The sequence below is a fragment of the Streptomyces sp. B3I8 genome (genome assembly GCF_030816915.1).
GTDB lineage: Bacteria > Actinomycetota > Actinomycetes > Streptomycetales > Streptomycetaceae > Streptomyces.
This window is the reverse complement of record NZ_JAUSYN010000002.1, coordinates 1809293-1823374: the sequence shown is the minus strand read 5'-3', so window position 1 is coordinate 1823374 and position 14082 is coordinate 1809293. Positions and strand designations below refer to the sequence as shown.

Sequence of the window (14082 nt, the reverse complement as noted above, 5' to 3'; positions counted from 1 at the left end):
ATGACGGTGCCGGGGCGCAGGAGCAGTACCTTCACGCGACTGCTGCGGCACGGGTTCACCGATCCGTCCGCCTCCGAGCGGCTGCTCGACGTACCGGAGCTCGCCGCCGTACGCGCCGACCCCGTCCTCCTGGAGGCCCTCGGCGCCACCGCCGACCCCGACCTCGCGCTGCTCGGACTCGTCCGACTGCTGGAGGCCCAGCCCGGCGACACGGCGCGGCACGAACTGCTGGACACCCTGATAGCGGCCAAACCGCTGCGCGACCGGCTGCTCGGGGTGCTCGGCGCCTCCGCCGCGCTCGCCGACCACCTCGCACGGCACCCGGGCGACTGGCGGGCCCTCGTCACCTACGAACCGCGGGACCTGCACCCCGGTGTCCCCGAGTTCGAGCGGGCGCTCGCCGAGGCGGACGACCCCGTCTCGCTGCGCGTCGCCTACCGCCGCTGCCTGCTGTCGCTCGCCGCGCGCGACGTGTGCGGCACCACCGACCTCGCCCAGACCGCCGCCGAACTCGCCGACCTCGCCACCGCCACCCTGCGCGCCGCCCTCGCCCTCGCCGAGGCCGCCGCGCCCGAGGACGCCGCGCTGTGCCGGCTCGCCGTCATCGCGATGGGCAAGTGCGGCGGTCACGAGCTGAACTACGTCTCCGACGTCGACGTCATCTTCGTCGCGGAGCCCGCCGAGCGGGCCGAGCCCGCCGTCGGCACCGGCACCGACGAGACCAAGGCGCTCCAGGCCGCCACCCGGCTCGCCTCGCACCTGATGCGGATCTGCTCCGAGACCACCGTCGAGGGCAGCATCTGGCCCGTCGACGCCAACCTGCGCCCCGAGGGCCGCAACGGACCCCTCGTCCGCACGCTGAGCAGCCACCTCGCCTACTACCAGCGGTGGGCCAAGACCTGGGAGTTCCAGGCGCTGCTCAAGGCCCGCCCGGTGGCCGGGGACGCCGCACTCGGCGCCGCCTACGTGGACACCCTCTCGCCGCTGGTCTGGGAGGCCGCCGAGCGCGAGAACTTCGTCGCCGACGTGCAGAAGATGCGCCGCCGGGTGGTCGAGAACATCCCCGCCGCCGAGATCGAGCGCGAACTCAAGCTCGCCCCCGGCGGACTGCGGGACGTCGAGTTCGCCGTCCAGCTCCTCCAGCTCGTGCACGGCCGCACCGACACCACCCTGCGCAGCCGCACCACCCTCGACGCGCTGGCGGCCCTCGCCGCGGGCGGCTACATCGGCCGTACCGACGCCGAGCAGCTCGACGCCGCCTACCGCTTCCTGCGCACCATGGAGCACCGCATCCAGCTCCACCGGCTGCGCCGCACCCACCTCGTCCCCGAGGACGAAGCCGACCTGCGGCGCCTGGGCCGCTCGCTCGGCCTGCGCACCGACCCCGTCGCCACCCTCACCCGCGAGTGGAAGCGGCACGCCGGTGTCGTACGGCGGCTGCACGAAAAGCTGTTCTACCGGCCGCTGCTCGACGCCGTCGCCCAGCTCGCCCCCGGCGAGGCCCGGCTCAGCCCCGGCGCCGCCCGCGAACGCCTCGTCGCCCTCGGGTACGCCGACCCCGGCGCCGCCCTGCGCCACCTGGAGGCACTCGCCTCCGGCGTCAGCCGCAAGGCCGCCATCCAGCGCACCCTGCTGCCGGTGCTGCTCGGCTGGTTCGCGGACTCCGCCGACCCCGACGCCGGACTGCTGGGCTTCCGCAAGGTCTCCGACGCGCTCGGCAAGACCCCCTGGTACCTGCGGCTGCTGCGCGACGAGGGCGCCGCCGCGGAGAACCTCGCGCGCGTCCTGTCCGCCGGGCGGCTCGCCCCCGACCTGCTGATGCGCGCGCCGGAGGCGGTCGCGCTGCTCGGCGACGGGGGCGGGCGGCGCCACGGCAGCGGGCTCGCCCCGCGCTCCCGCGCCCATCTCGAACAGGAGATCATGGCCGCCGTCGGGCGCGCGGACGGCGCCGAGCAGGCGGTCACCACCGCCCGCGGGGTGCGCCGCAGGGAGCTGTTCCGCACGGCCGCCGCTGACATCGTCGGCTCCTACGGCACCGAGGAGACGCCCGTCGAGGCGGACCAGGGGGCGCTGGTCGACCTCGTCGGCGGCGCGATCTCCGACATCACCGCCGCCACCCTGGCCGGGACCCTGCGGGCGGTGGTGCGCGAGCGGTGGGGCGACACGCTGCCCACCCGGTTCGCCGTCATCGGCATGGGCCGCTTCGGCGGCCACGAACTCGGCTACGGCTCCGACGCGGACGTCCTCTTCGTGCACGAACCGCGCGAGGGCGTCGACGAACAGGAGGCGGGGCGGGCCGCCAACGCCGTCGTCACCGAGATGCGGCGGCTGCTGCAGTTCCCGAGCACCGACCCGCCGCTGCTCATCGACGCGGACCTGCGACCCGAGGGCAAGTCCGGACCACTGGTGCGCACGCTGACCTCGTACGCCGCGTACTACCGCCGGTGGTCGCTCGGGTGGGAGGCACAGGCGCTGCTGCGGGCCGAGCCGGTGGCGGGCGACGCCGAGCTGGGGGAGCGGTTCGTCGAGCTGATCGCCCCGCTGCGATACCCCCCGGGCGGGCTGGGGGAGGACGCGATACGGGAGATCCGGCGGCTGAAGGCCCGTATGGAGGTGGAACGGCTGCCCCGGGGCGCCGACCCGACGCTGCACACCAAGCTGGGCCGGGGCGGGCTGTCCGACGTGGAGTGGACGGTGCAGCTCATGCAGATGCGGCACGGCCACGAGGTCACCGCGCTGCGCACCACCCGGACGCGGGCCGCGCTGGTGGCGGCGCGGGAGGCCGGGCTGCTGTCGGCGGAGGACGCGACGACCTTGGACGACGCGTGGGTGCTGGCGACGCGGGTGCGGAACGCGGTGATGCTGGTGCGGGGGCGGGCCGGGGACACGTTCCCGTCCGACGCGCGGGAGCTGGCGGCGGTGGGGCGGTACCTGGGGTACGGGCCGGGGCATGTCGGGGACATGCTGGACGACTATCGGCGTACGACGCGGCTGGCGCGGACGGTGGCGGAGGCGTTGTTCTACGACGCGTGAGGGTGCGGTTGCCTCGCGGCGGGCGGGGGCGCGGTTGCTCCGCGGCGGGCGGAGGTGCGGAGGCTCGGCGGTGGGTCGGGTGCGGCGTGTTCTCCGCCCCCGCCACCCTTACCCTTCCCGTCCCTTCAAGGGGCCGCGCCTCTTGGACCCCGGGGGTGGGTCCTCGGGTGCGGGTGGACGGGTGGTTGGTCGCGCGGCCCCCCGCGCCCCTGAGGTGCCGGACGGGACCGTCGGCCGGCGCGGCAGCGCGTACGCGGTCGTGCCGTGCCAGAGTGCCGCCACGCCGAGGCCCAGTGCCAGGCACAGGGCGCCCCCGACCGCGTCCAGCCAGAAGTGGTTGGCCGTCGACACGATGACGAGCAGGGTGGCCGCGGGGTACAGCAGGCCCAGTATCCGTACCCACGGCAGCCTCGCCAGGACGAAGATCGTCAGGCCGCACCACAGCGACCAGCCGATGTGCATCGACGGCATCGCCGCGTACTGGTTGGACATGTCCTTCAGGTCCCCCGACGCCATCGACCCCCATGTCCGGTGCACCACCACCGTGTCGACGAAGCCGCCGCCCGGCATCAGCCGCGGCGGTGCGAGCGGGAAGAGGTAGTAGCCGAGCAGCGCCGCCCCCGTCGTCGCGAACAGGGCCAGTCTGGCCGCCCCGTAGCGGCCCGGATGGCTGCGGTAGAGCCACGCCAGCACGCCCAGCGTCACGACGAAATGCAGGGTGGCGTAGTAGTAGTTCATGCCGACGATCAGCCACGTCACCGAGTTCACCGCGTGGTTGACCGAATCCTCGACGGCGATCCCCAGATGCCGCTCCAGCCCCCACACCCCGTCCGTGTTCCGCAGCGCCTCCCCACGGCGCTCCGGTACCGCGTTGCGGATCAGGGAGTAGACCCAGTAGCTCACCGCCGTCAGCAGCACCTCGAACCACAGACGGGGCGCACGGGGCGCACGAGGTGCCCGCGGCACACGGAGAGCCCGCGGCCGGCGCGGAAAGCCCTGCTCCGCGCGGCCTTCCTGCAGGGACGCGGTCGTCTCACCCATGGGCACAGAGTCTGTCAGAGGAGCCCTTCCCTCGGATCCTCCTCCGGGTGGGCTCGCCCCGCACGTTCACGGGTGGAGACCACGGGGTCTTTCTCCACCGTGGGGAGTAGCCCCTCCCCCCAAGGCGGCTACACCCGACTACGCCCGGTGTCGTTCCCCCGGTGCCGACGCCGTCGACCCTCGCACCACCAGCTCCGGCATGAACACGAACTCGCTGTGCGGGGCCGGCGTGCCGCCGATCTCCTCCAGGAGCGTGCGGACCGCCGCCTGGCCCATCGCGGGCACCGGCTTGCGGACCGTGGTCAGCGGCGGGTCGGTGAACGCGATCAGCGGGGAGTCGTCGAAGCCCACCACCGACACGTCCGTCGGCACCCGCAGCCCCCGCTGCCGGGCCGCTCGTACAGCGCCCAGCGCCATCATGTCGCTCGCGCACACCACCGCCGTGCAGTTCCGGTCGATCAGCGCGCTGGTCGCCGCCTGCCCGCCCTCCAGGGTGTAGAGGGAGTGCTGGACCAGCTCCTCCTCGATCACGGCCGGGGCCAGCCCCAGCAGGTCCTGCACCGTCCGTACGAAGCCCTCGATCTTGCGCTGCACCGGCACGAACCGCTTGGGCCCGAGGGCCAGCCCGATCCTGGTGTGGCCGAGGGAGACCAGGTGCGTCACGGCCAGCGCCATGGCCGCCCGGTCGTCGGGGGAGATGAACGGCGCCTGCACCTTCGGCGAGAAGCCGTCCACCAGGACGAACGGCACGCCCTGCGCCCGCAGTCGCTCGTAGCGCTGCATGTCGGCGGTGGTGTCGGCGTGCAGCCCGGAGACGTAGATGATGCCGGCGACCCCGCGGTCCACCAGCATCTCGGTCAGCTCGTCCTCCGTGGAACCGCCGGGGGTCTGTGTGGCCAGCACCGGGGTGTAGCCCTGCCGGGTCAGCGCCTGGCCGATGACCTGCGCCAGCGCCGGGAAGATGGGGTTCTCCAGCTCCGGGGTGATCAGCCCCACCAGGCCCTCGCTGCGCTGCCGCAGCCGGACCGGACGCTCGTAACCGAGCACGTCGAGCGCGGCCAGGACGGACTGGCGGGTGGTCGCGGCGACGCCCGGCTTCCCGTTCAGGACCCGGCTGACGGTCGCCTCGCTGACTCCCGCCTGCGCTGCGATGTCGGAAAGCCGTGTGGTCACGGGAGGCGACTGTACCGGCCCCCTCGCCCCTCGCGCACCGGGCGCACGCCGGGTGCGGGCGGGCGGCCGGCCCGCGGCGGGCTGCTGCGTCATCGCGCTCCCTAGTGAATGCGGCGGGGTGCCCCGCTTTCAGCGGCCTTCACCGACCGCCTGCAAAGGATGATCCCCCGTCCACCCCCTTGCGGCAAGAGCTTGCAGAGACTTGCACAAGCCGCCACCACCCCGCTCCGACCTCTTTCCGCCCTTGATGGCGCGCTATCGCACGACAGTCGCGCGCACATCACGGACGGGTAACTGTCACCGGTTCTTACACTTTTTTGCTGCAAGACCTTTCGCGCCGATTGCATCGCTGTTACGTTCACGTCGCTCGGCGGCCTCCCCCCGCTTCCGGCCAGGCCGCTTCCGGCCACGGACACGGAAGAGGGGGACACCCCCATCGGCGCAGTCGGCACCTCGGCACACAGGCAAGTCGGCGACAGGCAAGTCGGCGACAGGGACCGCGGACGGGACCGCGCTCCCCGGCCCACACGGGCATTCACCCTCAAGGAGAACTCATGCGGCGTGGCACAGCGGCCACCGTGCTGGTGGCGTCCCTCGCCCTCGCGGCGACGGCCTGCGGCTCGGGCGACAGCGACAGCGGTAAGGCCGACGGTCCGGTCACCCTGACCTGGTGGGACACCTCCAACGCCACCAATGAGGCCCCGACGTACAAGGCCCTCGTCCAACAGTTCGAGGCGGCCCACAAGAACATCAAGGTCAAGTACGTCAACGTCCCCTTCGACCAGGCGCAGAACAAGTTCGACACCGCCGCCGGCTCCAAGGGCGCCCCCGACGTCCTGCGCTCCGAGGTCGGATGGACCCCCGCCTTCGCCAAGAAGAGCTACCTCCTGCCGCTGGACGGCACCGAGGCCCTCGCCGACCGGTCGAAGTTCCGGGCCGGTCTGATCAAGCAGGCCCAGTACGAGGGCAAGACCTACGGAGTTCCCCTGGTCACCGACACCCTCGCGCTCGTCTACAACAAGGCCCTGTTCAAGAAGGCCGGCATCACCAAGGCCCCCACCACCTGGGACGAGCTGAAGGCCGACGCCGCGAAGGTCGAGGACAAGGCCGGCGTCGACGGCTACTGGGGCTCCACCGCCGGGTACTACGGCCAGCCGTTTCTCTACGGCGAGGGCACCGACACCGTCGACGCCTCCGCCAAGAAGATCACCGTCGACTCCGCCGCGGCGAAGAAGGCCTACGGCACCTGGCTGGGCCTGTTCTCCGGCAAGGGCCTGCACAAGGCCGACACCACCGCCGACGCCTACGCCCACATCCAGGACGCGTTCGTCAGCGGCAAGGTCGCCGCGATCATCCAGGGGCCTTGGGAGATCACCAACTTCTACAAGGGCAGCGCCTTCAAGGACAAGGGCAACCTCGGCATCGCCACCGTCCCGGCCGGCTCCAGCGGCAGGGCGGGCGCTCCGACCGGCGGCCACAACCTCTCCGTCTACGCCGGCTCGGACAAGGCGCACCAGGCGGCCGCACTGACGTTCGTCAACTTCATGACCTCGGCGAAGTCCCAGGAGACCATCGCCCTGAAGAACTCCACGCTGCCCACCCGCGACGACGCCTACACCGACAAGGTCAAGGCCGACCCCGGCATCGCCGGCTACCAGCAGGTGCTGCCCGCCGCCCAGCCGCGCCCCGCGCTGCCGGAGTACAGCTCCCTGTGGACCCCGCTCGACACCGAACTGCCCAAGATCGCGGGCGGCAGGGAGTCCCTGGACAAGGGGCTGGGCAACGTCGAACTCGCCTACACGAAGCTGGTCCCCGACTTCGCCGAGTGAACCCCGCCGGCCGCCGGGCCCCCGCTTCGGGGGAGGGGCCCGGCGGCCGGGCCCGCCCGCTCCGTCGCGCGCGCGGCTGGACCGTGAGCACGCGGCTCGGGCCGTGAGCACTCGGCTCGAACCCCGTGCACGCGGCTCGAACCGCGGGCACCAGCTCTGGCCGCCGCACATTCCGTCGTACCGCAGAACTTCCAGAAGGTGTCGAACCATGACAGTCGCCATCGACCGCGCGACCGGCAAGCGCCACGGTGAGGGCACGCCGCGCCCCGGCCGCACCGGGCGCCTGCGGCGGGCGTACCAGAAGCACTGGTACGCCTACGTGATGATCGCCCCCGTGGCGGTCGTGCTCGGCGTGCTCGTGCTGTACCCCCTGGTGTACGGCCTCTACCTCACCCTCACCGACGCCAACAGCCTCAACACCGCGCGCACGATCGGCGTCAACCACATCGACGCCACCTACAAGTTCATCGGCCTCGACAACTACAAGGACATCCTGTTCGGCCCGACGGCGTACGACCGCTTCTGGTCGCACTTCCTGTGGACGGTGCTCTGGACGGCCGTCTGCGTCGCCCTGCACTACGGCATCGGTCTCGGCCTGGCGCTGCTGCTCAACCAGAAGCTGCGCGGCCGCACCTTCTACCGGCTCGTCCTGGTGCTGCCCTGGGCCGTGCCCACCTTCGTCACCGTCTTCGGCTGGCGGTTCATGCTCGCCGACGGCGGCATCGTCAACGCCGCCCTCGACGCGCTGCACCTGCCGACGCCGCTGTGGCTGGAGGACACCTTCTGGCAGCGGTTCGCCGCCATCATGGTCAACACCTGGTGCGGCGTGCCGTTCATGATGCTCTCGCTCCTCGGCGGACTGCAGTCCATCGACACCACCCTGTACGAGGCCGCCGAGATGGACGGCGCGAGCGCGTGGCAGCGGTTCCGGTACGTCACCCTGCCGGGGCTCAGGTCGGTCGGCTCCACTGTCGTCCTGCTCGGCATCATCTGGACGTTCAACCAGTTCGCGATCATCTTCCTGCTGTTCGGCAACACCGCCCCGGACGCGCAGATCCTCGTCACCTGGGCCTACCGGCTGGGCTTCGGACAGCAGCCGCGTGACTTCGCGCAGTCCGCGTCGTACGGCATCCTGCTGCTGGCCATCCTCGTCGTCTTCACCTCCTTCTACCGCCGCTGGCTGAACCGCAACGACCAGCAGCTCGCGATCTGAGGCAGGAGCTCCCCATGAGTACGACCACCGCCCGGACCTCCGCCCCGGCCTCCGCCCGGCCCGCCGCCGACACCCCCCGGCGCCGGGTGCGCCGGCGCGGCGAGCAAGGGCCGCTCGCCACCCTCGCCTCCCACGGCGTACTGATCACCGCGAGCCTGATCGCGTTCTTCCCGGTCGGCTGGCTGATCTTCCTCTCGCTCGGTCCCGGCAAGGACGACTACCTGCACCCGGGCCGCATCTGGCACACCATGACGCTGGACAACTACACGTTCGTCCTCCAGCACACCAGCTTCTTCGACTGGCTGAAGAGCACGCTCGTCGTCGTGCTCGGCACCACCGTCATCGGAGTGGTCATCGCCGCCACCACCGGCTACGCGGTCTCCCGCATGCGCTTCCCCGGCTACAAGAAGTTCATGTGGCTGCTGCTGCTCACCCAGATGTTCCCGATCGCCGTCCTCATCGTGCCGATGTACCAGATCATGTCGGACCTGGGACTCATCGACACCTACCTCGGACTGATCCTGATCAACAGCACCACGACCGTGCCGTACTGCGCCTGGCTGCTCAAGGGCTACTTCGACACGATCCCGTTCGAGATCGACGAGGCCGGGCGCGTCGACGGGCTCAACCCGTTCGGCACCTTCCTGCGGCTGATCCTGCCGCTGGCCCGGCCGGGGCTCGCGGTGGCCGCGTTCTACTCTTTCCTCACCGCGTTCGGCGAGGTCGCCTTCGCCTCCACGTTCATGCTGAGCGACGACAAGTACACCTTCGCCGTCGGCCTGCAGAGCTTCGTCAGCGAACACGACGCCCAGCGCAACCTCATGGCCGCCACCGCGGTGCTGATCGCGATACCCGTCTCGGTCTTCTTCTACCTGGTCCAGAAGAACCTGGTCACCGGGCTCACGGCGGGCGGTACGAAGGGCTGACGCCCGTTCCGTGAGGACCAGGGGTTGCCCGGCCCACCCGCCGCCGGGCCCCCTTCCCCGCGCCCCGTCCGCCCCGCACTCGTACACGCACTCCACGACGCTCCAAGGACGCCATGACCCAGCAGCACTCCGCCGATACCGCCCCGGCCGCATCCGCCCCGGCCGCGCACCCGGCCCCCCTCGCCCCGGCCACCGTCCCCGAAGCCGCCCCCGCCGCCGTGACCACCGTCGCCGCCGACCGCTCCGGCTGGTGGCGGGACGCGGTGATCTACCAGGTGTACCCGCGCAGCTTCGCCGACAGCGACGGCGACGGCATGGGCGACCTGGAGGGCGTCCGCACCCGGCTGCCGTACCTGCGCGACCTCGGCGTGGACGCCGTGTGGCTCAGCCCGTTCTACGCCTCCCCGCAGGCCGACGCCGGGTACGACGTCGCCGACTACCGCGCCGTCGACCCCATGTTCGGCACCCTCCTCGACGCCGACGCGCTGATCCGCGACGCCCACGAACTGGGACTGCGGATCATCGTCGACATCGTCCCCAACCACTCCTCCGACCAGCACGAATGGTTCAAGCGGGCGCTCGCCGAGGGCCCCGGTTCCGCGCTGCGCGACCGCTACCACTTCCGCCCCGGCAAGGGGAGGAACGGCGAACTCCCGCCCAACGACTGGGAGTCCATCTTCGGCGGCCCCGCCTGGACCCGGGTCACCGAACCCGACGGCCGCCCCGGCGAGTGGTACCTGCACCTGTTCGCGCCCGAGCAGCCCGACTTCGACTGGGACCACCCGGCCGTCGGCGACGAGTTCCGCTCCGTTCTCCGCTTCTGGCTCGACATGGGCGTCGACGGCTTCCGCATCGACGTCGCCCACGGCCTGGTCAAGGCGCCCGGACTGCCGGACATCGGCTCCCACGACCAGGTGAAACTGCTGGGCAACGACGTCATGCCGTTCTTCGACCAGGACGGCGTGCACGACATCTACCGGCAGTGGCGCACGATCCTCGACGAGTACGCGGGCCACCGCATCTTCGTCGCCGAGGCGTGGACGCCGACGATCGAGCGCACGGCGAACTACGTGCGCCCCGACGAGCTGCATCAGGCGTTCAACTTCCAGTATCTGAGCACCCATTGGGACGCCACAGAGCTGCGCGAGGTGATCGACCGCACGCTCGACGCGATGCGCCCCGTCGGCGCTCCCGCCACCTGGGTGCTCTCCAACCACGACGTCACCCGGCACACCACGCGGTTCGCCAACCCGGCGGGCCTCGGCACCCAGATCCGCCTCCCCGGCGACCGCGCACTGGGGCTCCGGAGGGCGCGCGCCGCCACCCTCCTGATGCTCGCCCTTCCCGGCTCGGCCTACGTCTACCAGGGCGAGGAACTGGGCCTGCCGGACGTCACCGACCTGCCCGACGAGGTCCGCCAGGACCCGGCGTACTTCCGCGGCGCCGGCCAGGACGGCTTCCGTGACGGCTGCCGGGTGCCGATCCCGTGGACCCGTACGGGCCCGTCGTACGGCTTCGGCGACGGCGGCAGCTGGCTCCCGCAGCCGGCCGACTGGGCCGAGCTGAGCGTCGAGGCCCAGACGGGCGCCCCCGACTCCACCCTCACCCTCTACCGCACGGCCCTGTCCGTCCGCCGCGCCCACCCGGACCTGGGCGCGGGCGACACGGTGGAGTGGCTGACGTCCCCCGAGGGCGTCCTGGCCTTCCGCCGCGGCGACTTCGTCTGCGTCGCCAACACGACGGGCGAGCCGGTGACGGTCCCGTCTTATGGCCGCGTCCTGCTGACGAACGGCGAGGTACGCGCCACGGCCGAGACGGCGGAGCTCCCCGCCGACACGACGGTGTGGTGGACCCGGGCCTGACGACCGCCCACCCCGCCGCCGCCCGGCCGCTGTCACTCCGACGGCGGCCGGGCGCTGCCGCGCACGCCCTCGCCCGGTCGCCGTGAGGTGACACGGCTCTTGGGGTTGCCGTCAGCAATGGCGAGGAGTGCGGTTCGGTGAGTGCGCATGCCCGCCCCTCCGTCAACAACTGCCCCTTGAGGCAACCGAGTTGCACCGCACGCCGTACAGCCCCCACGCATCGCTGGAATACGCTTCAGCCGGCACCGCGAGGCGGCTGCCGGTCGGCGGTTCTGCCGCTCCTCCCGCGAAGTGAAGTGGAGAACTCCTATGAAGCGAAGCGCACGAAGGGCTGTTCTGGCCGGGCTGGCGTCCGCCGCGCTGATGACGTCGCTGAGCGTCGGGGCGACGAGCGCGTCCGCGCTGAGCATCGTCAAGTGTGACTCGCCCGACTACCTGAAGGTCACCGTGCATGGCGGCGTCGACGGTGGGTTGAACACATGGTGTTACGCCAACGCGGGCGAGATAGGGCTGGCGGACGGCGTGTGGATGACCAAGATCGAAACCGGTAACAACCGCGTCCAGTGGTACGGGGACAACCGGTGGCAGCCTGCGCAGCCGATCGGGAAGTGGACCACGTTCACCTGGCCCAGTTTCCCGGGCGGGGTCAGTGTCAACAGGATCAAAATCGTCTGAGTCGACAGAATCCTGACAAGGCCCGGTCCGCCGCACGAGCGACGGACCGGGCCGGCGTGGCGTTCCAGCCGCCGTTCACTTCCAGGTGTCACTCGTCGTACAGCCGCTCGACGCCCCCGTCGAGTACGAGCGGTTCGTGCCCGACTCCCAGGTGACGTTTCCTGACGTGTCCTTCTTCAGATACTTGTACGTGAACGCCGTGCTCTTGGGGACGATGACCAGCTTGCTCCAGGTCGGGTACGACGCGGAGGACAGGGGGATCGCGTCCGCCGGGTTCCAGGAGCCGAGGGACGGGAGGGAGCCCACGACGTAGGTGTTCGTGCCAGGTGTCGTCGTCGCGTTGACGTTGAACGTGACGTCCGTGGCGTCCGTGCTCGCCACGTTCCAGGTGTTGTTCAGGGTCAGGGCCGAAGTCGCCGTCGTCGCCGAGCGGTTCGCGTTCGACTCCCAGGTGACGTTCCCCGAGGAGTCCTTCTTGATGTACTTGTACGTGACGGTCGTGTTCGTGGGGAGGTTGGCCTCGCCGGACCAGACGGGGTAGCCCGTCGACGACAGTTTCACCGCCTTCGTCGTGTCCCAGGCGCCCAGGCCGGCCGTCGAGCCGACCACGTACACGTTCGTGCCGGACGGTGTTGCGGCGTACTCGTTGAACGTCGCCGTGACCGTCGTCCCGGAGCCGCCGTCGCCCCCGTTGCCGCCTCCGTCGCAGCTCGTCGTCGGGCAGGTGTACGAGCCGTCGTAGAAGGCCACCGCCCCCTTCGCCGGAACCGTGAGCGATGCGTTGCCGCCCGAGACCGTGACCTTCGTCGAGCCGCCGTCGATCACGTTCGTGTACGTGCCGTCGGCCATGCCGGTCGTGAACGTGTAACTCGCGGCTGAAGAGCCGTTGTTGAGGGCGAAGAAGCCCTTGCCCGAGCGGCCGAAGCCGATCACGTTCGACGACTTGCTCTGCCAGTTCGAGACGGCCGCCGTGTCCGTCGCGTTGTGCCAGGCGACCATGCCGAGGACGGCGGCGTCGCGGTCCAGGCAGTACCAACCGCCGCCCGAGCAGTCCGTGTCGGTGACGAAGCCGCCCGAGTTCGGCGGGGCCTCGTCGGAGACGTTCCACTTCCAGCTCGCGTAGACCGTGGGTGTCGCGCCCTTGTACGCCAGCTCGAACAGGTTGGCCAGCTTGTACGTGTCGCCGTCCTTGTAGGACAGGTGCAGCCCGTTGCGCTCGGTGTCGTGGTTGGCGACGAAGGCGACCGCGTTCGCGGCGGGCAGGACGCCGCTGGAGGAGAGCGACGACAGGTCGGAGACGTTGCCCTGGAAAGCGGACTTCAGCTTGCTCGCGTAGGTGAAGTCCAGGACGTCACCGGAGGCGAAGTAGTCCGACGGCTGCGGGGTCGTGCCGGGGTAGACCTCCTGGAAGACGTACGGGTCCGCGCCCGAGGACGTGTTGTCCAGCTTCGCCTCGATCGCGGCCATGTCGGCCTCGGCGATGTGCTTGGCGGCGTCCACGCGGAAGCCGTCGGCACCGGCCGCGAGCAGCTTGTTGAGGTAGCCCGCGATCTTCGAGCGGACCGAGTCGTCGCCGGTCTTCAGGTCGGGCAGGCCGAGCAGTTCGCAGTTCTGCACCTCCTGCACGTTGTTCCAGTCGTCGATCGTCCCGTCCTCGTCGTTGCAGTAGCCGTCACCGGCGTGGTGGTAGTCGGCGGAGTCGAAGTCCGGGGTGTCGTACTTGTCGCTGATCGTCGTGCCGTGGTAGCCGGTGCCGGTCTGCGCGGCGGTGTGGTTGATCACGGCGTCCACGTACACCTTCACGCCCGCCGAGTGGCACGTCGAGACCATGGAGGAGAACGCGGCCGCCGTCCCGAAGCGGCTGTTCAGGTTGTAGGAGTAGGGCTGGTAGACGTCCCACCAGTAGAGGTTGGTCTGCTTCAGCGATTCGGCGGGCGGGGCCACCTGCACCGCGCCGTAGCCCGCCGGGCCGAGGACGTCCGTGCACTCCTGCGCGATCGACTTCCAGTTCCACTCCCAGAGGTTGGCGATCACGTCGTTCTTCGCGGTGGTGTCCGCCCGCGCCGGGACGGCCGGGAGCGCGACAGTGCCCGCGAGGGCCAGCGGGAGAGCGAGCGCGGCGGCGGTCACGGCGGTGGCCAGGTGCTTCGCGGCTCCGGTGCGCGCGCCGGGTGATTGTCCGTGTGGGGTCGTCATCTGCGGCTCCGTCGAGTGGGGAGAGCGGCTTTCGCGGTGGGGAGCCGCGGAGTCCGCCTTTTCAACGCGAGCCGAGCGTGCGGCAGTTGCGCGAGGTACGTCAAGACAGTCGTTGAAACTTCTTGCTATGGGTT

Annotated in this window: 9 protein-coding genes; 6 read left to right on the top strand and 3 right to left on the bottom strand. The window is 71.0% G+C overall.

Annotated elements, in window-relative coordinates:
• Nucleotides 1-3033, top strand: coding sequence for a bifunctional [glutamine synthetase] adenylyltransferase/[glutamine synthetase]-adenylyl-L-tyrosine phosphorylase (locus QFZ64_RS10325; protein WP_307064584.1), 3033 nt, complete (start codon nt 1-3; stop codon nt 3031-3033).
• 108 nt (nt 3034-3141) lie between these two features.
• Here QFZ64_RS10325 and QFZ64_RS10320 read toward each other — a convergent pair whose 3' ends face one another.
• Complete coding sequence (locus QFZ64_RS10320; protein ID WP_307064583.1) at nt 3142-4074, bottom strand: phosphatase PAP2 family protein; 933 nt, start codon at nt 4072-4074, stop codon at nt 3142-3144.
• Nucleotides 4075-4212: 138 nt separating this feature from the next.
• Nucleotides 4213-5247: a LacI family DNA-binding transcriptional regulator gene (locus QFZ64_RS10315; protein WP_307064582.1), complete on the bottom strand. Its 1035-nt coding sequence runs from the start codon at nt 5245-5247 to the stop codon at nt 4213-4215.
• 554 nt (nt 5248-5801) lie between these two features.
• Between QFZ64_RS10315 and QFZ64_RS10310 the strand changes: the two genes are divergently transcribed.
• The 5 genes from QFZ64_RS10310 to QFZ64_RS10290 all read left to right on the top strand — a co-directional run bounded on the left by QFZ64_RS10310 (nt 5802) and on the right by QFZ64_RS10290 (nt 11752).
• Entirely contained in the window at nt 5802-7076 is a 1275-nt protein-coding gene (locus QFZ64_RS10310) for an extracellular solute-binding protein (protein WP_307064581.1), read from the top strand.
• Between the two features lie 208 nt (nt 7077-7284).
• Nucleotides 7285-8289: a carbohydrate ABC transporter permease gene (locus QFZ64_RS10305; RefSeq protein WP_307064580.1), complete on the top strand. Its 1005-nt coding sequence runs from the start codon at nt 7285-7287 to the stop codon at nt 8287-8289.
• A gap of 14 nt (nt 8290-8303) precedes the next feature.
• The gene (locus QFZ64_RS10300) at nt 8304-9215 is read left to right on the top strand and encodes a sugar ABC transporter permease (protein ID WP_307064579.1); all 912 of its coding nucleotides are present in this window, start codon (nt 8304-8306) and stop codon (nt 9213-9215) included.
• 113 nt (nt 9216-9328) lie between these two features.
• Nucleotides 9329-11077: a glycoside hydrolase family 13 protein gene (locus QFZ64_RS10295; RefSeq protein ID WP_307064578.1), complete on the top strand. Its 1749-nt coding sequence runs from the start codon at nt 9329-9331 to the stop codon at nt 11075-11077.
• Between the two features lie 309 nt (nt 11078-11386).
• Nucleotides 11387-11752: a beta/gamma crystallin domain-containing protein gene (locus tag QFZ64_RS10290; protein ID WP_307064577.1), complete on the top strand. Its 366-nt coding sequence runs from the start codon at nt 11387-11389 to the stop codon at nt 11750-11752.
• Nucleotides 11753-11827: 75 nt separating this feature from the next.
• On the opposite strand, the gene QFZ64_RS10285 is transcribed toward QFZ64_RS10290, so the two are convergent.
• The gene (locus tag QFZ64_RS10285) at nt 11828-13948 is read right to left on the bottom strand and encodes a carbohydrate-binding module family 20 domain-containing protein (RefSeq protein WP_307064576.1); all 2121 of its coding nucleotides are present in this window, start codon (nt 13946-13948) and stop codon (nt 11828-11830) included.
• Nucleotides 13949-14082: the final 134 nt, after the last annotated feature.

Coding starts and splice junctions, on each gene's coding strand:
- QFZ64_RS10325 (WP_307064584.1), top strand. CDS start 1: ATGACGGTGCCGGGGCGCAGGAGCAGTACCTTCACGCGACTGCTGCGG.
- QFZ64_RS10320 (WP_307064583.1), bottom strand. CDS start 4,074: ATGGGTGAGACGACCGCGTCCCTGCAGGAAGGCCGCGCGGAGCAGGGC.
- QFZ64_RS10310 (WP_307064581.1), top strand. CDS start 5,802: ATGCGGCGTGGCACAGCGGCCACCGTGCTGGTGGCGTCCCTCGCCCTC.
- QFZ64_RS10305 (WP_307064580.1), top strand. CDS start 7,285: ATGACAGTCGCCATCGACCGCGCGACCGGCAAGCGCCACGGTGAGGGC.
- QFZ64_RS10300 (WP_307064579.1), top strand. CDS start 8,304: ATGAGTACGACCACCGCCCGGACCTCCGCCCCGGCCTCCGCCCGGCCC.
- QFZ64_RS10295 (WP_307064578.1), top strand. CDS start 9,329: ATGACCCAGCAGCACTCCGCCGATACCGCCCCGGCCGCATCCGCCCCG.
- QFZ64_RS10290 (WP_307064577.1), top strand. CDS start 11,387: ATGAAGCGAAGCGCACGAAGGGCTGTTCTGGCCGGGCTGGCGTCCGCC.
- QFZ64_RS10285 (WP_307064576.1), bottom strand. CDS start 13,948: ATGACGACCCCACACGGACAATCACCCGGCGCGCGCACCGGAGCCGCG.